Source organism: Natronotalea proteinilytica (assembly GCF_055379935.1).
Map to the genome: position 1 here is coordinate 2,315,401 of NZ_AP043947.1, position 22,910 is coordinate 2,338,310.

General features: G+C 56.2%; 21 protein-coding genes and 1 riboswitch. Of the genes, 5 read left to right on the plus strand and 16 right to left on the minus strand.

Translation table 11 applies throughout. The features are described from left to right. The first annotated feature begins 52 nt into the window (after positions 1–52). Positions 53–1,342: a 3-phosphoshikimate 1-carboxyvinyltransferase gene (aroA, locus tag ACZ5AL_RS09265; protein ID WP_464510088.1), complete on the plus strand. Its 1,290-nt coding sequence runs from the start codon at positions 53–55 to the stop codon at positions 1,340–1,342. On the opposite strand, the gene ACZ5AL_RS09270 is transcribed toward aroA, so the two are convergent. Next, positions 1,298–1,678 carry an MGMT family protein gene (locus ACZ5AL_RS09270; protein WP_464510089.1) on the minus strand — a complete coding sequence of 127 codons (381 nt, stop codon included), beginning with the start codon at positions 1,676–1,678 and terminating at the stop codon, positions 1,298–1,300. The genes aroA and ACZ5AL_RS09270 overlap by 45 nt on opposite strands. A 128-nt stretch (positions 1,679–1,806) precedes the next feature. Between ACZ5AL_RS09270 and ACZ5AL_RS09275 the strand changes: the two genes are divergently transcribed. Further along, complete coding sequence (locus tag ACZ5AL_RS09275; protein ID WP_464510090.1) at positions 1,807–2,544, plus strand: hypothetical protein; 738 nt, start codon at positions 1,807–1,809, stop codon at positions 2,542–2,544. A gap of 188 nt (positions 2,545–2,732) precedes the next feature. On the opposite strand, the gene ACZ5AL_RS09280 is transcribed toward ACZ5AL_RS09275, so the two are convergent. The 5 genes from ACZ5AL_RS09280 to ACZ5AL_RS09300 form a co-directional block, all read right to left on the minus strand. Continuing rightward, the gene (locus tag ACZ5AL_RS09280) at positions 2,733–3,659 is read right to left on the minus strand and encodes a hypothetical protein (RefSeq protein WP_464510091.1); all 927 of its coding nucleotides are present in this window, start codon (positions 3,657–3,659) and stop codon (positions 2,733–2,735) included. A gap of 86 nt (positions 3,660–3,745) precedes the next feature. Then, positions 3,746–4,378 carry a hypothetical protein gene (locus ACZ5AL_RS09285; protein ID WP_464510092.1) on the minus strand — a complete coding sequence of 211 codons (633 nt, stop codon included), beginning with the start codon at positions 4,376–4,378 and terminating at the stop codon, positions 3,746–3,748. A 496-nt stretch (positions 4,379–4,874) separates the two neighbouring features. Further along, the gene (locus ACZ5AL_RS09290) at positions 4,875–5,966 is read right to left on the minus strand and encodes a homoserine dehydrogenase family protein (protein ID WP_464510093.1); all 1,092 of its coding nucleotides are present in this window, start codon (positions 5,964–5,966) and stop codon (positions 4,875–4,877) included. Between the two features lie 31 nt (positions 5,967–5,997). Continuing rightward, the gene (metX, locus tag ACZ5AL_RS09295; RefSeq protein ID WP_464510094.1) at positions 5,998–7,062 is read right to left on the minus strand and encodes a homoserine O-acetyltransferase MetX; all 1,065 of its coding nucleotides are present in this window, start codon (positions 7,060–7,062) and stop codon (positions 5,998–6,000) included. Positions 7,063–7,148: 86 nt separating this feature from the next. Continuing rightward, entirely contained in the window at positions 7,149–8,510 is a 1,362-nt protein-coding gene (locus ACZ5AL_RS09300; protein ID WP_464510095.1) for an O-acetylhomoserine aminocarboxypropyltransferase/cysteine synthase family protein, read from the minus strand. 180 nt (positions 8,511–8,690) lie between these two features. Then, positions 8,691–8,804: riboswitch (SAM riboswitch) on the minus strand. A gap of 236 nt (positions 8,805–9,040) precedes the next feature. Between ACZ5AL_RS09300 and metK the strand changes: the two genes are divergently transcribed. The 3 genes from metK (at position 9,041) to ACZ5AL_RS09315 (ending at position 13,621) form a co-directional block, all read left to right on the plus strand. Further along, complete coding sequence (gene metK / locus ACZ5AL_RS09305; RefSeq protein ID WP_464510096.1) at positions 9,041–10,207, plus strand: methionine adenosyltransferase; 1,167 nt, start codon at positions 9,041–9,043, stop codon at positions 10,205–10,207. Between the two features lie 1,046 nt (positions 10,208–11,253). Next, on the plus strand, positions 11,254–12,450 hold the full coding sequence (locus tag ACZ5AL_RS09310) for a S1C family serine protease (protein ID WP_464510097.1): 1,197 nt from the start codon (positions 11,254–11,256) through the stop codon (positions 12,448–12,450). Positions 12,451–12,574: 124 nt separating this feature from the next. Continuing rightward, positions 12,575–13,621 carry a hypothetical protein gene (locus ACZ5AL_RS09315; RefSeq protein ID WP_464510098.1) on the plus strand — a complete coding sequence of 349 codons (1,047 nt, stop codon included), beginning with the start codon at positions 12,575–12,577 and terminating at the stop codon, positions 13,619–13,621. On the opposite strand, the gene ACZ5AL_RS09320 is transcribed toward ACZ5AL_RS09315, so the two are convergent. From ACZ5AL_RS09320 to ACZ5AL_RS09365, 10 genes are all read right to left on the minus strand, one after another. After that, entirely contained in the window at positions 13,563–14,591 is a 1,029-nt protein-coding gene (locus ACZ5AL_RS09320; protein WP_464510099.1) for a tetratricopeptide repeat protein, read from the minus strand. The two genes, ACZ5AL_RS09315 and ACZ5AL_RS09320, sit on opposite strands and share 59 nt — an antisense overlap. Further along, complete coding sequence (locus tag ACZ5AL_RS09325; protein WP_464510100.1) at positions 14,488–15,138, minus strand: DUF6498-containing protein; 651 nt, start codon at positions 15,136–15,138, stop codon at positions 14,488–14,490. Before ACZ5AL_RS09325 ends, ACZ5AL_RS09320 begins: the two co-directional genes overlap by 104 nt. 201 nt (positions 15,139–15,339) lie before the next feature. Continuing rightward, positions 15,340–16,299 (minus strand): methylenetetrahydrofolate reductase [NAD(P)H], encoded by a 960-nt coding sequence (gene metF / locus ACZ5AL_RS09330; protein ID WP_464510101.1) that lies wholly within the window; start codon positions 16,297–16,299, stop codon positions 15,340–15,342. 134 nt (positions 16,300–16,433) lie between these two features. Further along, positions 16,434–16,739, minus strand: a complete 306-nt coding sequence (locus ACZ5AL_RS09335) for a hypothetical protein (RefSeq protein WP_464510102.1) — start codon at positions 16,737–16,739, stop codon at positions 16,434–16,436. Positions 16,740–16,992: 253 nt separating this feature from the next. Continuing rightward, on the minus strand, positions 16,993–17,388 hold the full coding sequence (locus ACZ5AL_RS09340; protein ID WP_464510103.1) for a cytochrome C oxidase subunit IV family protein: 396 nt from the start codon (positions 17,386–17,388) through the stop codon (positions 16,993–16,995). Between the two features lie 55 nt (positions 17,389–17,443). Next, the gene (locus ACZ5AL_RS09345) at positions 17,444–18,142 is read right to left on the minus strand and encodes a cytochrome c oxidase subunit 3 family protein (protein WP_464510104.1); all 699 of its coding nucleotides are present in this window, start codon (positions 18,140–18,142) and stop codon (positions 17,444–17,446) included. Positions 18,143–18,236: 94 nt separating this feature from the next. After that, the gene (ctaD, locus tag ACZ5AL_RS09350) at positions 18,237–19,973 is read right to left on the minus strand and encodes a cytochrome c oxidase subunit I (RefSeq protein ID WP_464510105.1); all 1,737 of its coding nucleotides are present in this window, start codon (positions 19,971–19,973) and stop codon (positions 18,237–18,239) included. Positions 19,974–20,028: 55 nt separating this feature from the next. After that, positions 20,029–20,979: a cytochrome c oxidase subunit II gene (coxB, locus tag ACZ5AL_RS09355; protein WP_464510106.1), complete on the minus strand. Its 951-nt coding sequence runs from the start codon at positions 20,977–20,979 to the stop codon at positions 20,029–20,031. A gap of 60 nt (positions 20,980–21,039) precedes the next feature. Further along, the gene (locus tag ACZ5AL_RS09360; RefSeq protein ID WP_464510107.1) at positions 21,040–21,918 is read right to left on the minus strand and encodes an SCO family protein; all 879 of its coding nucleotides are present in this window, start codon (positions 21,916–21,918) and stop codon (positions 21,040–21,042) included. A gap of 156 nt (positions 21,919–22,074) precedes the next feature. Continuing rightward, positions 22,075–22,812 carry a hypothetical protein gene (locus ACZ5AL_RS09365; RefSeq protein ID WP_464510108.1) on the minus strand — a complete coding sequence of 246 codons (738 nt, stop codon included), beginning with the start codon at positions 22,810–22,812 and terminating at the stop codon, positions 22,075–22,077. Positions 22,813–22,910: the final 98 nt, after the last annotated feature.

Sequence of the window (22,910 nt, forward strand, 5' to 3'; positions counted from 1 at the left end):
GAAGTCCGGGTGCGCATCCGGACTCGCCCTCTTTTTTACTGCTCTTGCTGCTATGTCTGATCGTACTGTACCGCCTGCCACGCCCCTCCGGGGATCCGTTTCGCTTCCTGCTGACAAGTCGATTAGCCACCGTGCCGCCATGCTGGCAGCGCTGGCCGAGGGCACATCTACCCTGCGCGGATTTCCGAAAGCTGCCGACCCGCAATCTACGCTGCAGTGCATGCGCCAGCTGGGCGTATCCGTTAAGGCAGAAGAACGCACGGTACATATTGAAGGCGTGGGGCTGCATGGCCTGAAGCAACCCGATCGTCCGCTCGATTGCGGCAACTCGGGCACCACCATGCGGCTGCTGAGCGGAATCATGGCGGGGCAATCGTTCGACAGTACGCTCACAGGCGACGCTTCGCTGGAAAGCCGCCCCATGGCCCGCATTGCGCGTCCCCTGCGCAAGATGGATGCAGACGTAACGCTCTCTGAAGACGGTACGGCGCCCATTGAGTTTGGGGGACGCACCTCGCCGCTGCGTAGCATTACGTACGAACTGCCCATGGCTTCGGCGCAGGTGAAGTCGTGCGTGCTGCTAGCCGGTCTCTTTGCCGATGGGAAGACGACGGTTGTAGAGCCGGTGCCCTGCCGCGACCATACCGAGCGGATGCTAAACCTGCCCATCGATACCGACAACGGCACACGCTACATCCACGTAACGGCTGCCAACACGCCTGAAGCTGCCGACTGGACGCTGCCGCGGGATTTCTCGGCGGCGGCCTTTCTGATGGTGGCGGCTACGCTCGTGCCCAACAGCGAAATCAGCATTCCAGATGTAGGGCTCAATCCAACGCGTACCGGGCTCATTGAGGTGATGCAAGCGATGGGCGCCGACATTACGGTATCCGACCGCACCGAAACCAACGGCGAGCCGATGGGCACGCTCACGGTGCGCCATGCACCGCTTGAAGGAGTCTCGGTAGGCGGCGATGTAATCCCAAATCTGATCGATGAGATTCCGGTGCTGGCTGTTGCCGCCGCCTGTGCCGAGGGGCAAACCGTCATTCAGGATGCCGAAGAGCTGCGCGTAAAGGAAACGGACCGTCTTACGGCCATCTCTGATGTGCTTACCCGGTTGGGGGCTTCGGTGGAGGAGCAGCCGGATGGGCTTATCATTGAGGGGACCCCAGGTGCGCTGCGGGGCGCTACGGTGTCAAGTTATGACGACCATCGGATTGCGATGGCGGCCGCGGTAGCCGGATGTGTGGCGGATGGCAAAACCACCATCCAGGAGGCCGACTGCGCACGCATCTCATTTCCCACGTTCTGGGAGGTCCTCGACCGACTCCAGCGGTAATTCAATTCCCGGGGAAGGCAACTCGTCTAACGGCACCCACCGGTGTTTGTCCAGAGCAATCTGCTCATCGCCCACAAACTGAACGCCCTCGCTGCGCAGGCGCTCTTCCATAACAGTCGGGGTCTCAAAGAAACGCTTTCCGGTGAGTACACCGTTGCGATTGACCACACGATGGCAGGGGATGGCGGTGCCTGCTGCGGCGTTCATGGCCCATCCTACCGTGCGGGCGGCGCTGCGTTGCCCTAGATACTCGGCAATATCGCCATAGGTGGCCACCCGTCCTACCGGAATGCGTTCAACAACGGCCCACACGCGCTTGTAAAAAGAACGTCCCATACAGAGTGGATATGTGCTGAATATGAACGATTGGAGTAATGCACTGTACATCCAAATAACAGCACAGATGCAGCGTTTCTTGCATCGACTGTAGGCGGACGGTTAGTTCTCCCCATTTTCTAACGAGCATGGGCCATCTTCGTAACGTGTTGTGTGCGAGCGTGCTCGTACTGCTTGTGGGGGCTGGATGCGGGCCCGTGGTGTACACCGCTACGGACATCGCCACGCGGTTCCTGTCTGTACCGGCCACGGTCGCGCCCCCCGATACGCTACGCAATGTGCACTTGCACGAACGCGACGACGGACGTCTTGCGTTTCAATCGGATCAGTCGTTTGGCGAACTGCGGATGCATTGGTCGTCGGGGTATCGCGTAGATCGAGGCGTCGATATTCTGGAGGCCGGTAACTTCTCTACCTTTGCTACGCTGTGGAGCCGCGAACTCCGTCTGGCCAGTATGAACAGCCGCACATCGATTGGCGCGTACGAGCCGGGCGAGGCCAAGGAAGCCATTGCCAGAGAGGTCGATGCGCCGCACAATGAGACGGTCCAAATTGATGTTCATGTGTACATCGACCGCGGTGTGCGCTCGTCATACGGCGCCACCAACCTGCGCAGCGCCCGGTGGGAGATCTTCCTGCTCACCAGCGATGGCACCCGCCACCCTCCCGAAAATGTCGAGGCCGGTATCGCCCGTCGCCTCTCATGGTCTGACGACACACGGGCCCACTACCGTCCGAACATCCTCACCTTTGAACGCCGCCCTGACGACGAGACGGATTTGTTAGCTGAACCGGACTCACTGGAGCTGCACATCCGCGATTCAGTGCAATCGCTCGATGTGATGTTTGGCTGGCGGTTTGAGTGAGGCGAGAGCGTGGTGAAGCACCTCAACGCTTTGCAGAAAGCCGGGGACGCGAGCGGTCCCCGGCTATGGATTTTGCTCACATCGCACCGTTCCTTAGCCCGGGATCAGTAGCGCAGCGGATATCCCGGGTGGCCATTGAGCCACGCTAAACACGTACGACGCTCCAGTGTCCCCTAACAGCCATGTGGTCACGAGTTATCGGGAAGGTCAACCCGTGGGGCACTGAAGTTGCCTTCAATGGTGACCTCTTCCTGGCTCTCGACATCGCCGGCCTCATCAAACGTTGTCTGGGTAGCGGTCATGGTAAATGTACCACCCACCTGGTCTTCGTTAGACGCGTTGAAGGTGACTTCCCCGCTGTTGGAGGCAAAAGTGCGTTCTGGCGGCAACGGATCGGCATTCGTCCAGAAGATGAATCCTAATTCGTCTGTGTTGAGAAAGTCACCCTCCGTATCGTCGAAAAAGTCGGCACGGATGTCTGCGAGGTCATACGTTGTCGTCGTAGGCTGCTCGCCAAGGCGAAAGAAAAACCCACCTGTGCTGGCAAGCGGACCAAAGTCCTCAATGTCGTCCTGGTCAGTAAGCACAAGTTGGAACCCCTCTTCATCCGTGTCTGGGTTTTCCCCTTGCACAAAAAACGCGTTCAAGTCGAAGCTCTCTTCCTCCCCCTCCGCATCCTCTATCGTGACGCTACTTACGGAGGGTGGGGGGTATACGGTGAACTCGAACTCTTGCGTTGTGGTACCGGCATCATTGGTGGCAGAGACCGTGATCAGGGTCGTCCCTTCATTCTGCGCCTCCACAATAAGGGTTTCTTCATCAATGATAGCAGTTGCTATATCGGACGAGGCGCTCTCGACTTCAAAGCTGAGTGGACTTCCATCCGGAGAACTGAACACCTGATTGAGTCCCCATGCGGATGTGCCCCCCACGCTGGACCCTGCTTCAACAATCTCGACCTCAACGACAGGCTGGTTCTCGTCATCGTCATTGGCCTCATCAACGGGGTTGCTATCATCACACGCGGTGGTGCCTATAATCAGTGCCGGTAGCAATAAGAGAAGGAGCACCGTTTTGAGCAGACGAGGATGATGAAGTGTGAAAGATAAAGACATAGCAGCTATCTGTTTGCAAAAAAAGATCCCTCCAGCGCACGAAAGGGGCACTGGAGGGATTGATACGTTCGGTCTTGAGACAAAGTTTAGAACTCAACGTCGGTAATGAGAACGTCAACTTGCCCGGCATTGAAGTCACCAGTTACGGTAATCTCCTCTTCCGAAAATCCTTCGCCCGTGAATGAGCCAGCGGTTGCATCGATCTCAAACGAACCGGCGACAAGGTCACTGGTCGAGGTTGTGATATTCAGGTCGCCTGAGTTGGAAACGACAATTTGGGAAGGAAAGCCCTCGCCTCCAATTTCCCAAAAGACAAACCCAAACTGATTCTGAAGCAGATCATCGTCTTCGTCTTCAAGGCTGAGATCCGCAAAGGTATAGGTGCCTGGAGAGGGGCGACTGCCTTGCGTGCCCATGAAGGCGCCGCTGCTTGTGGCAAACTGGCTGGAGCTGTCAAGGTTATCCAGCTCAGTGAGGTAAATCACAAAGCCCTGCTCACCGGTTTCTGGATCTTCGCCTTCAGCAAAGAAAGCATTGAGCTCCAGGTTGCTCTCACCAACAGTTACACTGGCGGTTTCAGGGGGCATATCGCCCGGGTCGTCATTGCTGTCGGTGGAGTCACAGGCCGAGAGGCCAACCAGCAACATTGCACTCACGAGAAAAACAGTGAATACCGAGGTCCAGCGTTGTACTGCTGAGGGGGAGGGAAGCATTCGCATGGCTTAAAAAGGGTTGGTGCGTACATCATAGCAAAAAAGCACAGCAAAGCGGTGGATACCAGGCCGTGCATTTTCCAATGCGGTAAAAGCGTGTTAGAGCGGACACCCCGCAAACACAATTCACTTACACGTTAAATTCAGGACTGCTGATCAAGCTTCGGCTGGTGCTTTAACTGAGAGTCGACAAAAATACGTTTAACCTTGTCATCGCGAGGAGGGAGCCCGCGACCGACGCGGCGCTGGGCATAGCCCGAGTACTCCTGAGTGCGATCTCATGCCGTTGATTGGGCGGCTACATCCGGCCTGATAGCATGAGATTGCGTCGCTGCGCTCGCAATGACATGATTGTGCGTTATTCTCGGTACGTTAGGGGGCCATGTGTTACCCAAAGATTGACCTGTGGCACAGCACTAGTGCCCTGTCACAGATCAATCTTCGGGGTGCAACACGCTCCTTGCGATGTATTCACGAATACAGTAGATTGCGTGCAACGCGATCACTGCACCGCCAGCACATCGGCCAACACACCTGCCGCGGTTACGCTCGGACCGGCCCCCGGCCCTCGAACGGTGAGGGGCGAGTCGTTGTAGCGGGCTGTGGTTATGCTGAATAGATTGTCCTGGCCATCCAGACGCCCAAAGTCAGTCTCCGAAGGCACGGCTTCTACCCCCACGCGGATGTCGGAGCCAGGAATCCATTCACCGACATACTGGAGCACTGCGCCCCGAGATGCCGCGTCTTTGACCCGCTTGTGCCACTGACGGTTGACCGTACCAAGGTGCTTGCGAAACGCCAGAAGGGGAAGGTCGCGGAGGTTGCCGGGCACGAGCGACTCCACCTCCACATCACCACGCTCAATCGAAGCCCCCGCCGCACGCGCCAGAATCAGAAACTTGCGGGCTACGTCTTCTCCAGACAGATCGTCGCGTACATCCGGTTCGGCGTATCCTTTTTGGATAGCGGCCTCCACCGCCTGGCTGAAGGAATCGCCCTTGCGCATCCGGCTAAACACAAACGTGAGCGTACCCGACACCGCACCGCGAATGGTTTGGATGCGGTCGCCGGTGGCATGCAGATCGCGCACCGTGCGCACCACGGGCAGTCCGGCGCCTACGGTGGTCTCGTAGCGATACTGCACATCCTGCTGTGCAGCAATCTGGTGCAGCCGGTCGAAGGTGTCCTGCGAGCGGGTGTTAGCCAGTTTGCTCGGCGTTACAACATGAATGCCCGCTTCTAGCAACGTTGTGTAGTGCTCGGCCACATCCGGATGGCCGGTGGCATCCACAAACACGAGCGGACGCGGGGCATGCTCAATGAAGCGTTCCAGCACAGCAGACCAGTCGAGTGGGCTACCATGCTCAAGATGATGCTTTACGGCGCCCGGTGTAGGATGGGGCGGCGTCCAGACTGCGTGGGTGGAGGTGCAGGCGCCGATGAGGCGGGGACGCTGCACATCCCCTTGTAATTCGCTAAGCTGATAGAGCAACGCCGTGCCTACCGATCCGACGCCTGCAAGGTAGAGGGAGAGTGGTTTGGTAGCGCGTTTGGCGGATTGTGTTGGGGATGGCGCGGTCTGTGATATTGGCATAGAGAGATGGAAATAGTGAGGCAAACGAAAGTTAGCGAGCCAGAGCAGAAGCGTGCGTGTCCTGCCACTGGGTAATCATCGCGTTCAGATCCTCCAGTTCAATGAGAAACGCGTCGTGTCCGTGCGGAGACGATAGCACCTGCAAATCGGCGTTTGGCAGATGCGCGGCCAGCTCCTCCTGTTCGTCAAGCGGATACAGCACATCCGAGTCGATGCCGATGACCAGTGCGGGCTGCTCGATGCGGGTTAGCGCATCGGGGTAGGCGCCGCGATCCCGCGACACATCGTGCGCATCCATCTGCTGGGTGAGGTGCACGTAACAGTTGGCGTCGAACCGATCCACGAGCTTCTCGCCCTGGTAGCGCAGATAGCTTTCCACTGCAAAGGGCGGATTGATTGTGCCGTTCTCCGACTGACGCGCGCGCCCAAATCGCTCTTGAAACGAGGCATGCGAGCGATACGACACCATCGCCATAGCGCGCGCCGCTGCCAGTCCGCTGCGTGGTGGATCGTTCGGGTCGTACGCGCCGCCGTTCCACTTCGGATCGGCGTAGATGGCCTGACGCTGGGCTTCGCTCCATCCGATTTGCCACGGCGTGTGCTGTCCACCCACCGCAATGGGCACGATGCGTTCTACCAGCGGATCGCCCGCTTCTGTGCGCTCGAAGGCCCACTCCAGCACATGCATGCCGCCCATTGACCCGCCGATGGCGCAGCGCACGCGACGTACGCCCAGGTGGTTGAGCAGATGACGGTGCAGGGCCACGGTATCGCGCGGAGTGAGGGCGGGAAAGTCGGCGGCGTACGGATCGTCGGTTTCAGGGGGAGACGTAACAGGAGACACCGAGCCGTAGGGGGAGCCGGGCACATTCGCACAGAGGATAAAATCGCGCTCCGGGTCGAGGGCTCGCCCGGCGCCCAGCAGAGCCCCCCACCAGTCGTCGACATTTGTATCTCCCGTGAGCGCGTGGCAGACGATCACGGCATTGGTACCCGAGGCGTTGAGGCGCCCCCAGGTCCGGTAGGCGATGGGCACATCATGGAGTGTGGTGCCTGCTTCGGTGGTGAAGGCAGGGTGGATATACGTAGAAGGCATGGCACTGGCTGAATTAGAAACACCCACCGCAGCGGAGTCCCCCGAAGAGACCACCCCGCTGCGTGCGTGAGGTAGAGAGGACGCGATTACGCAGCAACCGGTAGCTTCGCCAGGGCCTGCGCAAAGTCGGCGGTGATGTCGTCGATATGCTCGATGCCGACGGACACGCGCACCAGGTCGGGCTCTACCCCGGAGGCTTTCTGCTCTTCTTCGGTGAGCTGCTGGTGCGTGGTAGAGGCCGGGTGGATGACAAGCGTTTTGGCGTCGCCCACGTTGGCAAGGTGACTGGCCAGTTCTACGTTTTCGACGAACGTCTTTCCGGCTTCGGCGCCGCCTTTCACGCCGAAGCTAAGCACAGCTCCGTATCCATTCTGCAGATAGCGATTGGCCCGCTCATGATACGGATGGTCTTCGAGCCCCGGATAGCTGACCCAGTCGACGGCGTCGTGGTCCTGGAGCCAGCGGGCGAGCGCGAGCGCGTTGTCGGCACTGCGCTGCACCCGAAGCGAGAGGGTTTCGAGGCCTTGGAGTAGCAAGAACGAACCGAACGGATTCTGGGCCGGACCGAAGTCGCGCAGGCCCTCCACACGAGCGCGAATGGCGAATGCTACGTTGGCGCCGAGCACCCCATCGGGACCAAACGTCTCCCAGAACTTGAGTCCGTGGTAGTTCGGGTTGGGTTCGGTGAATTCAGGGAACCGTCCGTTATTCCACGGAAAGGTGCCCGCATCCACAATGACACCCCCAATAGTGGTGCCGTGTCCGCCGATCCACTTGGTCGCACTCTCGGTGACAATGTCGGCACCATGGTCGATGGGGCGGCACAGGTAGCCGGCTGCACCGAAGGTGTTGTCGACGACGAGCGGCACCCCATGGTCGTGCGCAATGTCGGCGATGCGCTCGAAGTCGGGGATGTTGAAGCGCGGGTTGCCGATCGCTTCGAGGTAAACGGCTTTCGTATTTTCGTCAATCAGCGACGCGATGGAGTCGGGGTCGTCGCCATTGGCAAAGCGGCCTTCAATGCCTAGACGAGGCAGCGCATTTTTGAGCTGATTGTACGTGCCGCCGTACAGGTAGCTGGTGGACACGATGTTGTCGCCTGCTTTGGCCAGCGCGTTAAACGTGAGGAACTGTGCCGACTGTCCGCTCGCGGTAGCCACCGCTGCGACGCCGCCTTCGAGGGCAGCCACGCGCTTTTCGAACACATCGTTCGTGGGGTTCATGATCCGCGTGTAGATGTTGCCGAACTCCTTCAGCGCAAAGAGGTCGGCGCCATGCTCGGCATCGTCGAAGGTGTACGACGTGCTTGCATAGATGGGAACGGCGCGGGCGTTGGTGGCGGGATCAGGCTCTTGTCCTGCATGCAGTTGCAGGGTTTCGAAGCGCGGAGTGCGCTCAGAGGATGGTTCAGGGGTGGACTCGGAGGTTGAATGTCCGTTCGTGCTCATGGCTCTGGGGGTTGGAATCGAGAAAATCGAGAGCCATCCAGAAGACCAGAGCGAGCGGGGCGGGGCGCGGAGTCCGGATTCGAGATCTGCCAATGCGGCGGGACATGAAAAATCCCCAACCGCAAGGAGCAGATGGGGAATCGTACGTACCTCTACAGAGATCTGCAGAGAGACGCATTCCACTCATCTTTCCTCGCGTAATGCGAGGTAGGAGGTAGCACCTTTCCACAGCCGAAGCTGTGGCGGTTGCCAGGGTTTCGCAGGGCCTACTCCCTCCACCCTTCTGGATGAATGTGCTAACAACAACAGTATGTCATAGTGATGCACACAGTACACGACACGGTGTTTCAATGTCAAGGGCCCTGATGTGAAGAAACAGCTACAACAAATGGCGTATGCCTTCAGCGTACCTGCAGCGATGCCCAAGCGAACCCTGCTCCAGTCTATTCGTTCACGGCACGATTTTACGCCGGACGTCTTCTCGTGCCGGATGCGCTCATTGCTTTTTCGAACCCGATAACTGTCTTTTTATGGCCTACCTGTTTACCTCCGAGTCTGTATCGGAGGGACACCCCGATAAAGTTGCAGATCAAATTTCTGACGCGGTTCTCGATGCCATGCTGGCGGAAGATCCGAAAAGCCGCGTCGCGGTCGAAACGATGGTGACTACTGGTCTGGTTGTGCTGGCTGGTGAAGTGACAACCGATTCGTATGTCGATGTGCGCGAGATTGCGCGCGACGTGATAAAGAAAATCGGTTACACCGACCCCCGCCTTCGCTTCGATGGTGATTCGTGTGGCGTGCTCAGTAGCATTCATGAGCAAAGCCCCGACATTAACCAGGGCGTGGATGGCAAAGAGGAGCAAGGCGCGGGCGACCAGGGGATGATGTTCGGGTATGCCTGCACAGAGACCAAGGAGTTGATGCCGATGGCGATTACGTATTCGCACCGGCTCATGAAGGAACTGGCGCACATCCGCAAAGAAACCGACCAGATGGCCTACCTGCGCCCCGATAGCAAGAGCCAGGTCACGGTCGAGTACGACGACGATGGGGTTACCCCTCGACGTATTGACACGATAGTTGTGTCCACCCAACACGACGATGGCATCCCGCAGGACAAGATCCGGGAGGATGTAAAGAATATCTTGCTCCCGCGGGCCTTTGGGGAGCGGTACGACGAGCTGATCGACGATGACCTGACGCTGCACGTAAATCCAACGGGACGCTTTGTTATAGGCGGCCCCCACGGAGATGCCGGGCTTACCGGACGCAAGATCATTGTGGATACGTACGGCGGAAAAGGCGGCCATGGCGGCGGGGCCTTCAGCGGCAAAGATCCCTCAAAGGTGGATCGTAGTGCTGCCTATGCCGCCCGCCACGTTGCCAAAAACATTGTAGGTGCCGAATTGGCCGAGGAGGCACTTGTGCAAATTGCGTATGCGATTGGTATGCCTGAGCCCGTTTCCATCAACGTGGAAACAAATGGCACAGGCGTGATTCCAGATCATCGCTTGCGCGACGCAGTGCGCGAGACGTTCACCCTGTCGCCGCGTGCTATTATTGAACGACTCGACCTGCTCCGTCCGCAATACCGGCGTACCTCTACCTACGGACACTTTGGACGCTCCGAGTTCAGCTGGGAGCAGCTCGACCACGTGAAAGCCCTCAAGGAAGCTGCTAAGCAACGTGCCTGACTTCTACTTAAGGTGAAGGAGCCCTTCGACTTCGCTCCGTTCAAGATGACGCCATGTACACGGGGACTGTTGCAACCCGAAGATTGACCTGTGACACAACACTACTACTCTGTCACACCTGAATGTTAGGGGCCAAACTTGTCATCGCGAGGAGGGAGCCCTGCGACTGACGCGGCGCTGTGAGCGCTAGCGAACGAGTACTCCTGGGGTGCGATCTCATGCGCCAGTTAGAGCGGTTTATCCTACTTGGAAGGCACAAGATTGCCACGTCGCTGGCGCTCCTCGCAATGACAAGATCGTGAGTGTTTTTCGGCAGGATACACATGTGTTACCCGAAGATTGACGTGTGACACAGCACTAAGTGACCTCAACAATGGTTTTGAGGATTGCCGGTTGGTTTCCCCTCCATCCTACCCTTCCTCCCCGAGGAGGAAGGAACTGTGGAAGGCGTTCATCACGCCCCCCTCAGAGGAGCTATGGTGTATACACAACACAACCAGAGGCGAACTCCCGCTTACGTCCTCGTCGCAATGCTCTGCGTCGCGACGGACGAATGGACGCTCTGCGTCCAACGCCCACCTGCGGTAAAGAAACCAGGTGGTGAATTGAGGATGCTGAAGCGTCCCAGCAGGCGTAATGACGCGGAGGGGCCGTAGGCCATGCCGCTGGTGCATCGCCACGAGAAATGGGGTGTTGTCGCGTCCGCAGGTCAATCTCAACGCCTTCCCTGCAGGCGCGGCGCGCCCTGGGCGCGTGGAGCTCATGGACACTGAGCAGCAGGGCACTCCGATTGCTGGGCGCTGAGATGCTTCACTACGTTCAGCATGACATACATGGCATGACACTCTGGGAATGACGTTTAGAGGATGCACTTGCGTCCCCGGCGCTGTGAGCATAGCGAACGAGTACTCCTGGAGTGCGATCTCTGGGGCGAGTGCGAGAGGACAGCTAGAATGAAAAGAAAAGTACGCACCTAAACTCAATCATTCAGAGCTGCCCCAACACCACCATCCTGACCTAACCCGTTGTTTTTATAATACGTAGCCATGTTGATTTCTCTACGCTACCTACTCACCATTGGAGTGCTGGTGCTCTCTACAGCCGGGCTTGGCTGCGAGGCCGAAAGCGAGCACCCTCCATCAGTCGAGGCTGCTAACGGACCGGCTACAGTCGATTATGTGGATACGGCTGCAGCTTCCGTACGCGAAGAAACGCCTGCCGTACCCGCCGATACCATTGCCGATTCGCGACGTACAGCCGTAACACGTGCTGTGGAAACCGCCTCGCCTGCCGTTGTGAGCATCGGGGTGGAGCGAATTGAACGAGTGCGGGACCCATTTTTCGATGACCCGTTCTTCCGCCACTTTATGCAACGCCCTCCTCGCGAGCGACAGACCCGAGGAACCGGATCCGGCTTCGTGATGTCGCCCGACGGCTATATCGTGACCAACGAGCATGTGGTGAGCAACGCCCGTTCCATCGAAGTCTACTTCCCCGACGGCTCCACCTATAGTGCCGAAGTGGTTGGCGAAGACCGTCTCACCGATCTGGCGCTGTTGAAGATTGAGCCCGACGACACGTTGCCGCATCTCAGCTTCGACACCACCGAAGCGCCCATCCCCGGCGAGTGGGTCATCGCCCTTGGCAATCCGTTCGGCCTCTTTGAAGCATCTGAACCGTCTGTTACCGTAGGCGTCGTCAGTGCCACCGACCGCACCTTGCAATCCGGGCGAGATGGTCGCATGTATCGCAACATGATTCAGACCGATGCGGCCATCAACCGAGGAAATTCAGGCGGCCCGTTGCTGAACGCCATCGGCGAGGTCATTGGGGTGAACACGGCGATTTATTCCGACTCCGGCGGCTCGGTGGGCATCGGGTTTGCCGTGCCTGCTGAACGAGCCGTGGAGATTCTGGAGCAGCTTCAAGCCGAAGGCGAGGTGGCACGTCCCCATTACACAGGGCTCGACCTGGTACGCGTTGATAGCCGCATCGCGCGTGCCCTCAGCCTGCGCGACGTGTGCGGTATGATTGTGCGCGATGTAGAGCCCGGCTCTCCCGCAGACCGCGCCGGCTTGCAGACCTATGATGTCGTGCTCGAAATCGAAGGCACACGCATCGACAACCGTGACGACTATCTGGCGCGGGTCTTTGACTTTCGCCCAGGCGATGAGCTGACGTTCACCATTGAGCGCAATGGCGATCGCTTCACAGTTCCGATCACACTGGGCCGGCGCGAGTAACCAACGTCCGGGGGATGCGACGCTACTGCCCACGGCCATGTTGGAGGAACCCCAATTGTATCCTCCGACATACAGCATTCCCCCATTGCTTTTGCCTCATTCAACAAACCAGGTTCCTGTTTCCATGCGATCACTCCTCTGGGCGGCAGCGTGCCTCCTTTTGCTAGGCGGATGCCTCCCCTCGAGCTGCCAATCGGGCGACTTCGACAGCATCACACCAGCCGATTCGCTTTCGCGCTCTATCGCCGAAGAGATGCCAGCCGACTCCCTCCAATTGGCCTGGTCACTCCGCGATGAAGCTGCTTATCCATTGGGCTACCCCCGCATGGTACAACGCACCCATAACGACACCCTCGTCGTGGCCGATGTAGAGCGCAACAGCCTGCACTACCTACACACCAGCGGCACGTATGAGCGCGAGTATGCCCACGAAGCCTTCGATGTCCCTTTTTTAAGCGGAACCGTTGCAGATACGCTGTGGGTGTTCAACGCCGAAACGGATAGCCTGGTCGCTGTAGCCAATGGGGCCGTACTCCCGGATCGCGGTTTTCGCATTTCACGGGCTGATGAGGCCTCTCTCGTATACACCGCAGCCCACCCCGACAACCTCTACCTGAAACTGCTGGGCGAAGACATCGGATCAACGCTCTATCAGTATACGTGGGACGGCGCGGTGGAAGGAGAGCATACGCTGGAGCAACCCTTCTGGCGGTATGCCGGATTCTTGCGTATCCACGAAGACCAACTGTGGAGCCTCTCCGGATTTCGCCCCGTGCTCGACCGATTCCCACTGGATCTGAATCAGGCACCAACTACGCCTGCTGACACGGTTGCACTTCGCGGATTCGACTCGCCCATGCTAGAGCGAAGCCATGCGTTTTTGATTGGAGACACACACGAACCGCCGCTCTTGTCAACCTCGGCGGTCGTTCAAGACAATCTGTGGTTTGTGCTGAACATGCGCTCGGGTTGGATTCAGGTGGATGTGTTTGATATGGATGGCGAACTGCAACATCGGCTCATGGAAGCCAATCCGCAGCCGGATAGTGACTTCTTTCCTCAGGATATGGCGGTATACTCCCACAATGAAGGCTATAAAATTGTGTTTGCCATCAGCGACCCCGAGCCCGAGGTGCGTGCCTATCACTGGAATGCAGCCAGCGATTCCTGAGGGCCCGTGCCTCACGGTGCGCAGCTTCACGTTCGCGGGTGGATAGCTGCTTTGTCAGCGCATGGTAATGCTCTTTCCACTCTTCTGAGGTGCGGATTGCCTTGTTGTCAAGCATGGCGGCATGCATCCACATGTACGACTCCCACGCGTCGGCCTTGACCCCTTCGCCCTGAGCAAGCAAATAGGACAGATATCGTTGCGAAGGAATATGGCCCTGCTTGGCGGCCAAACGCCACCACGTAGATGTAGTGACGGTGTCGGCAGGTACTCCTTTCCCACGGTAGTACATAGATCCAATCCGGTGTTGGGCTGTCATCTCGCCAGCTTTTGCTGCATCTCTGTAGAAAATGAGAGCAAGGCCGTATGCTGGCTGTTCAAAACATGATCCCTGTTCCAAAAATATTCCGAGGTTTGTTTTTGCACTAGGGAAACCTTGCTCGGCAGCTTCTCGCAAATGCTTGTATGCCTTGCGACAGTCTTCGGGATCTTCCCAGTCAAGCAGCACGCCCAGGTTATTCAGAGCGCGTGGCTCTTCCTGCTCAGCGGCTTTTTGATACCAGCTTTGTGCCTGCTCCCGATCGGTAGACACCCCTAACCCTCGGTGATACATATATCCGAGACGCGACTGCGCCATCGGACCTCCAGCGTGTGCGTGCATGTCAAATATGCGCAGCGCAGATTCGTACTGCCCTTGATCCAGTGCAGCGAGTCCCTGCTCAACAGACTGTGACTTAACGGATTCCGGTAGAATGCCAAGCAGGAAGAAACAAAGGGCGAGTGTATACCCAAAACGGAGCGTTTTCATTTGAGTCGGATGGTTTGAGAAAGAAGTGAGCAGTGTCATCAGGGTACCCCACAGCCAAGGATCATCTTCCCAGCGTAGAAAGACTCCAGTTAACTGGCCCGGCTTTTCCATCGCGACCGTTACCGCTCTCTTTTTGCTGATGCTCGCTGATGTGAGCGGCCACATCAACGCCGATTTTGAGTAGGACCAACAGAGCCAGTAGAATGACCGGATCCCCAAGAAGGCCCGCGAAGATGCCTCCCACAACCGTGACGACATGAAGGACCACAACCCGTCGGTAAGGAGCAATCATAAGGTCCTGCCAGGTCATGTCTCGATATTCCTCGTTCCCAAGAAAGTTTTCCACGTACGAGATGCCGTGACTGATCACCAGTCCTACAAACGTGATCAGTAGACCCAGGAACGATATATCCAGCAACTCAAATCCGGGAATGAACTTGGGAAAGAAAAAGATGACGAACATTCCATGTCCGAAGGTAAATCCTCCAAAATGGAACGAGAAAAAGAGAATCATTAGCAAGGCTCCGTTATCCCCATTCCGCCGAAAGAGCGTGAACAGACGAGTGACCGTGTAAAAGCCGACAATCAGGTTTTCGGCCCAGAACACCACCAGAATGGCATACGCGGACCAGTCAAAGAAAAGGACCCCTATCAGCGGGATCAGATTGACGGCTATCAACGAAGCAACAGAGATAGACAGGCGATCGTTCATGGTCATCGCTAAGGGAGCAGAAGCAGCGAGCTGTGCGTCGTGCCCTCGACCGGAGCCCGATCGATAGGGGCACGCAGCAGACGAAGATACGATAACACAACGGGCTTACAACGACAAGTCCCCAGCACGCTCATGTTGTGAGGTCTGCATTCGCTCGTTCTGGGCCCATCGGCTGATGGGATTGCCTGATAGGCTCTCTCCCTATGCCATTTCACGTAGCGGCTCAACGACCTCTTTTACCGTATCGGCACTTGACATGATGTAGAAATGCAAGCATGGTACATCAGCAGAAAGCAGTTCTTCCGCCTGACGGATCGCCCACTCAATTCCCAGATGGCGAACCTCGTCTTGCGTATCTGCTGCCGACACCGCAGCCGCAAGCTCTTCAGGAATCTCTACATGGAAGTAGCCAGGTAGTGAAGTAAGGTGTCGCTTGCGTGTCAAAATCTTCAGTCCTGGAATAATTGGCACTTCGATTCCCACATCGCGGCAGGCGTCTACAAACTCAAAGTAGTGGTCGTTATTGAAGAACATCTGTGTCACCACATAGTCGGCTCCGGCATCCACTTTTTGCTTAAGCCGCATCACATCCCAGGCCAGGTTGGGCGCCTCAAAATGCTTCTCAGGGTACCCGCCTACGCCCACGCAAAAGTCGGAGGGCGCTGCATCCATTAGATCCTCCAGATACATCCCTTTGTTCATCGCGTTGATCTGTCGCACTAGATCTACCGCGTACTCATTGCGCGATCGATCGGCAGGAACCTCTTTTTGAACACCTTTATCATCGCCTCGAATAGCTAAGACGTTATCGATGCCAAGATAGTTGAGCTCGATGAGAGCGTCTTCTGTTTCCTCACGCGTAAACCCTTTACACAAGATATGCGGCACGGTATCGATGTTGTATCGCGCTTCAATGGCCGCACACAAACCGAGCGTTCCCGGGCGCTTCCGCTTCACGCATCGCTTCCACGAACCATCGGGCATCTGCTTGTATGAGGCTTCAGCTGAGTGACTCGTTACATCGATGAATGGCGGATCGTATGGAAGCAGTTCTTCCACCACATTCAGCATTTGCTCTGCTGAGCCGCCCCGTTTGGGGGGGATGATTTCGTAGGAAATGAGCGGGTTTGATGCACGATCTAAGTGTTCAATAACCTTCATGAAGCGGAACCGCAGTACAGATAAAAGCGAGAAAAAAGGGACCTATCGTTACGCGTTACAAGGAGAGCCGCACGAACAACTGCCGGGATGGCTAAAGTTTCAGCAACATCAAGGCAATGGAGCCCCCGAGGTGTTCAATTCCGTCGTTGCCAGATATCATCTTTCCACGCATCTGGGAAGCCGTCTGACCCGCCCCAGGCATAGCGATAGTCCGGAGATGTTCGCCCAAGTTGACGGTTGCGTCGCTGATCTTCTCGGATTTCGCGTACGCCCACTGGAATGCTTTGCCCTTCGCGTGCACGCTCTTCCCGCAGCACGATTGGATCATTATCAAACACAAGCGGCTGTTCGGGAAAATAGAGCCGGTAGGCTGTGGCAACCACCCATGTGAGGAGGAAAAAAAGGATGGGGCCAACAATCGTGAGGAATAACACATGCATGGGACCGCAGAGCGAGTTCGTGCGAGCAACGTACGACTAATATAAGCACCGAACTACTTACATACGACTCTTTTTGTAGCTTTCAGTTGTCCGTATTTTGTTATCAATATAGAAAACGGACGCCAATCCGCTAAGATTCGACGTCCGATTCGTCTAAAGATGCTAGCTACGCAAGCCCCCTCGCCTACAGCCCGGGGGCCTGCAGATACAATGAAAGGGAGCCATGCAGCCCCCAATCCATCGGTGCAGTCACTTACTCGTCGTCGATTTCTGTTTCTTGCAGGTCTTCGGGCTCTACTCCGTCGAGCTCTTCCATCATACGCTCCCGCTCGTCGATTGACATCTCGTCTACATTGTCGAGGTCGCCACGGAATGCTGTATCGAGCAAGGTAAAGATCAAGAAGATCCCGACGAAGAGGATTCCCACAATGAAAGTGAGGCTGTTCACCGGGTTATCGTACTTCAGCATCATGAAGTACCCCGCTACCAAGTAGGTCTTTACACCAGCAAGGACAAGCACCATTGGGATGTCAAGCGCTCCCAGTTCAAAGTTCAGTGCCAGGAACGCCTTCACGATGGTAATCCCTACAAGACCTGCAAACACTTTAAGGAGCGTAGGAATCGGGATGATGTGATGTCCGTGTGCCATAGTAGTCTAACGTTAACCGTGCAATAGGGGGTGATTTATCGGCAGGTAGCGTAAGTTATACCAGATACAACAGCGGGAAGAGAAAAATCCACACGAGGTCAACCAAGTGCCAGTAGAGGCCGGTCAGTTCAATGTGTGTATAGTATTCGTCGCTAAAGTGTCCTCGATGCGTGCGCCAGGCAACCCAGCCGATGAGTCCCATACCAATGAGCACGTGGATCCCGTGAATGCCTGTCATCACAAAGTAAATGCTGAAGAACTGCGGGGCATAGATCACGCCGGCTAGATACTCGTACGCGCCGACCGGAGCGAATGAGTCGCCTGGAAGGAGGCCCGCCTCAAACTTAGCTGTGTACTCAAAATACTTGACCACCATAAAGACCGCTGCTAACCCAATCGTTGATAAGAGGGCCAGTACGGTTTTGCGCTGCTCATTCTTTTGAATAAAGTGAATGGCAATTGCCACCGTCAGTGAGGACGTGAGCAACACGATGGTGTTGATAAAGCCCAACTCCCAATCCAGCGTTGCGCTGGCCTCTGCAAACGCCACCGGGTTCCAGTTGCGGTATACGGCATAGGCCACAAAGAGCCCTGCAAAGAGCAGAATCTCCGTGATCAGGAACAGCCACATTCCAAGCTTGGCGGAATCGAACTGCTGCTCCGATGAAACAAAGTGATGTTGAACGTGGGGCGGATGGTCGTGATCGTGATGATCGTCGTGTTGTGTTTCCGCCGGGGCAGTGTCAGTGGCCATTTGATCTAAATGCTACAATCGAAAGCAGGATACGGAGGAAAAAGCCGTTGCCCCATTGCAGACGAGGCAACGGCTTCAGCGTCGCGTTTACGCGTTAGGATCCAGCAGGCTTCTCTTCAGGGGCAGCTGGAGCAGCATCAGGCGGAGTCAGCAGATCGCCGTCTGCGCCGCCATCGCCTCCAACGGCGCCGTCGCCTCCACCGAACACTTCATCGGCTTTGTGGAAGTCGTACGGGCCACGCGTTACCAGCGGAGTGCGGTGGAAGTTGTGGGGGTCAGGCATTGCAGCAACATTGGTCCACTCTAGTGTAGCTGCTGCCCACGGATTCTGTGGAGCTTTCTTGCCTTTGAAGAGCGAATGGATTGCATATCCAAGCACAAGGAAGAGTCCTGCTGCCAGGATAAAGGAGCCCACTGTCGAAAGCTGGTGCAGAGCAGCAAAGCGATCTACGTACTCGTAGTACCGCCGCGGCATGCCCTGGCTGCCCAGAACCAACTGCGTAAAGAACGTCAGGTTGAAGCCAACAAAGATGAGTGCTACTGCAATCTTACCGAGCATCTCGTTGTACATACGCCCCGTTATTTTCGGCCACCAGTAGTGCATGCCGCCTAAAAGAGCCATGACGGTTCCTCCCATCATAACGTAGTGGAAGTGGCCGACCACAAAGTAGGTGTCGTGCACGTGCACATCTACAGCCAACACCCCAACCATAATGCCGGTGAGTCCACCAATGGTGAACAGGAACAGGAAGCTCAACGCGTATAACATCGGCGTTTGCAGCCACACCGAGCCCTTGTACATCGTAGCGACCCAGTTAAATATTTTGATGCCGGAAGGAATTCCGATCAGGTAAGTGATCAGCGAGAAGACGATGGAAGAGATCGCCGACTGTCCAGACACGAACATGTGGTGCCCCCATACGAGGAACCCGAGCATGGCAATCGCTACCGACGAGAGCGCGATGGCGCGGTACCCGAAGATGCGCTGGCGGCTGAACGTAGCAATGAGCTCGCTGATGATTCCAAACGCTGGCAGAATCATGATGTAGACTGCCGGGTGCGAGTAGAACCAGAAGAAGTGCTGGAACAGAATCGGATCCCCACCCAATGCCGGGTCAAAGATTCCGATTTGCAAGACTTGCTCCAGCAACAGCAGAATCATGGTGATTCCGATGACGGGTGTTGCCAACACCTGTACAATGCTGGTGGCGTAGAGCCCCCAGATGAACAGCGGCATGCGGTTCCAGGTCATACCCGGAGCCCGCATCTTATGGATGGTCACGATGAAGTTAAGCCCCGTAAAGATCGAGGCAAAGCCCGCGACAAAGATTGCGGCTGTCATGAAAAGAACCGCCCCACCCGCCTGCGAGGAATATGGCGTGTAGAAGGTCCATCCTGTATCAATTTGTCCCGCCAGAATGGCTGCTACGGTTAGGATACCGCCAGCCATATACACATACCAACTGGCCAGATTAAGCCTGGGGAAGGCAACATCTTTGGCGCCAATCTGCAAGGGCAACACGAAGTTACCTAGAATGGCCGGAATAGACGGCACGATGAACAGGAAGACCATCATCACACCGTGGAGCGTGAAGGTCTGGTTGTACGCATCCGCCGACATGATGCTGAAGTCGGGCGAGAACAGCTCCAGTCGCACCGCCATGGCAAGCAAGCCAGCGACCAGAAAGACCACGGCCAGCGAGACCAAGTACAAGATCCCGATCTTCTTATGGTCTTTCGTCGTCAGCCAACCCCAAACGGTGGCTTCATGCTCTAGATATGTTTTCGATTCGGAGCGTTCTTCCGATGCTGCATGTGCTGCCGCTTCCATAATCAGTTCGCGTTCGTGGGTGATACAAGGGGGAAACGATTTTGTCGAGGAGCGATTACTCCTGCTCTTTAATAAACTCGATCAGAGCAGTGACTTCACGTTCATCGAGATGCCCATATGCAGGCATCACTCCGGCGCGATACCCCTCAACGACTTGTGCCGTGGGCTCAATAATCATCTGGCGTAGGTAGTTCTCGTCAGCCACCACCGTGCTACCATCTTGTAGGTTGCGGTCGCGCTCATAAAGCCCTTGGAAGGTGGGCCCAACGCCGTCTGATCCATCGAGGCTATGGCATCCCTGGCATCCTTCACTCGCATAAAGCCGCTCGCCCAGTTCGGGAAGCGTCAGGTCGTCCATATCGACTGCTGCTTCGTCAACCCACTCGTCAAATTCATCTTGGGGAAGCACATTCACATCGCCAATCATCGCCGAGTGCCCAACCCCACAATACTCAGTGCAAAACAGCTCATACGTCCCCGGCTGATGCGCCTCGAAGTGAACGGCAGTGTACCGATTCGGAAGCACATCTTGCTTTACGCGGAATTGCGGCACAAAGAAACTGTGGATGACATCACCGGAGCGGCTGCTCAGGTTGATTGTAACCGGGCGGTCAGCGGGAATATATAGGTCGTCTGTGGTTTGTGCTCCTTCAGGATACTCAAAGCTCCAGCCATAGGAATAGGCTTCACCCTGAATTTCGTAGGCATTGGACGGAGCCGTTCCAAGTGTTATGTACGTCTGGAAGCCCCATGTAAACACCAGGAGCACCAAAATCGTAGGAATCACGATCCAAGAAATCTCCAGGATCTTGCTTTCCTCGACTAATTCGGGCCGGTCGTTGGGGTCCTTCCTCCGGTACTTATACGCAAAGTAAAGGATGGCAGCAACCACGCCAACAAAAATGATGGCGCTGGCCCAGTATACAAAATAAAACAGCCAGTCTACCTCGGCAGCCACTGTAGAGGCTGCTTCAGGAAGCCAGAACGTGCCTGAATCGTTGGTCATGACAAAAGACACTGATGACAGATTTCAAAGAATGCACCAAGCGGAGCAGATATTGAGTTCTTAAGGGCTCTCGATTGAAGGAATCGAAAGGGTGCCCTGAAGTTGATCGTCAACATCGCGTTTTTCGCGCCGCCAAAATACGTACAACATGCTCCCAAGCACGACTACGGTAAGCCCCGAGGCGGCTTGCATGAGGTTGAGCACGTCGGCGGTGTACGTGTTTTCGTCTGGATCAAACTGGAAGCAGTAAAGCCGGACCAGATCCATGGGGCTACCGACTTGGCCATCTGAAGCCTCGACAAGCGCCTGGCGCGTGTCGCGGTTCGGCATTTCGAGGCCGTGGATGTACTGCGAAATTCGTCCTTCGCCGCTTAGAAACACATACGTCGTAGGATGCGCATACTCTTCTTGCTCCTCGATCCATCGGACGTTGAATCCAACAGCATCTGTTAACGCATCAATATTCTCGGCATCACCGGTAAGAAAATGCCAGCCTTCTTCTGCACCCGGGCGATCGAGCTGGCGAAGGTAACGCTCTCGCTGCTCGCGTGCAATCTCTGGCGTTTCGCGCGGATTGAAACTGACGGTAAGCACCTCGTACTCCTCACCGGGGGTCCAGTCTAACGCGTCTAGTGTGGAGGTGACGCCGTTCATCATGAGCCCGCACAACATTGGGCAATCATGGTATACGAGGTTTAACAATACCGGGCGTTCTCCATCGAAGTAAGTATCAAGCGATACGTCTTCTCCCTCTGAGTTCTGAAACGTGAGATCTAGCGGCACGTGCTCACCGTGCTTTTGATCAATACCCACGCCTTCATACTCAGGACGCTCTTGCCCGCTTTCTTGGGCATGCACAGAAGGTACAATGGCAAGCATTGCAATGACAGCAATGCTTAAAACGTAACGTCCTACGTAGCGATAAGTGCATGACACCATAGCAATTCAGGAGTTTAAGTCCGTAGCGCATGCGGCGTAGCATGTACGAGCACATTATCACTGGGTTGCAGCGTCTTTGGCGGCTTCATTTCAGCATCAAATGAGGGCCATTCTTTGCACTGCCGATACATATTGTTCATGAGTAGACGTAACATACTACTGTTGCTGCTCTTCGACCATCAGGTCGATGGCCCGACTTACTGGAATGCGGTAGACGCCTTCCTCTTCATCGACCACCCCATACTCACTAATTTTGCGCTGCCCTTCGACAGCGGCCCGTTCAGCAGCATCTGATCGGTCTCCAACAGCCGCCTGACGCGCTTCTTGCTTCACCACGTTCGTCCATGCAAAGACAACGAAGACAGCTACTGTAATGACAATAATAATAGCAGCGGCAATTCCAAGGATAGGCCCAGTCGCGAATCCCTCGTCTGCAACCCCCATTTCGCGTTCTCGCTGAAGGCGAGCTTCGGGGGCAATAAATTCGGTGGGAGCGTCTTCGGGCTTTGCACGCACAACCTGCACCGAAACGCCCGTTTTTTCTCCAGCTGGTTTTACTCCACCTTCAGCCTCAACGTGCTTAGCAGTCGTGGCAATGAAGCTTTCAACCGGGCCAGCGGCTCCTGCTGTGTCATTTTCTACAGCTAGGACGCGCCAGAAAAAGGTCGTTTCGTCGGCTGGAAAAAAGTCCGCAATACGGACGCTTGTATGCGTGCCAACATCTTCTTCGAGCACAACCGTTTCGAATCGAGCGGTTTCGGCCACCTGCAGGATATAACGATCGGCCCCATCAACAGGCTGCCATTCGAACTGCACATCGTCACCGTCTACAAGGTCCGCCTCACGTGGTGCGACCAGCGAAGGGGCATCTAAGGCAGCAGCGTCAGAACTCATAACGACTATAGAGAAACCGTTTCGTTAAATTGGGTGGCTATGGTACGGCGCCCTTTGCGCCAGGGTCGCGCGTCTACGCGAAAATCACGCCAAAGTAG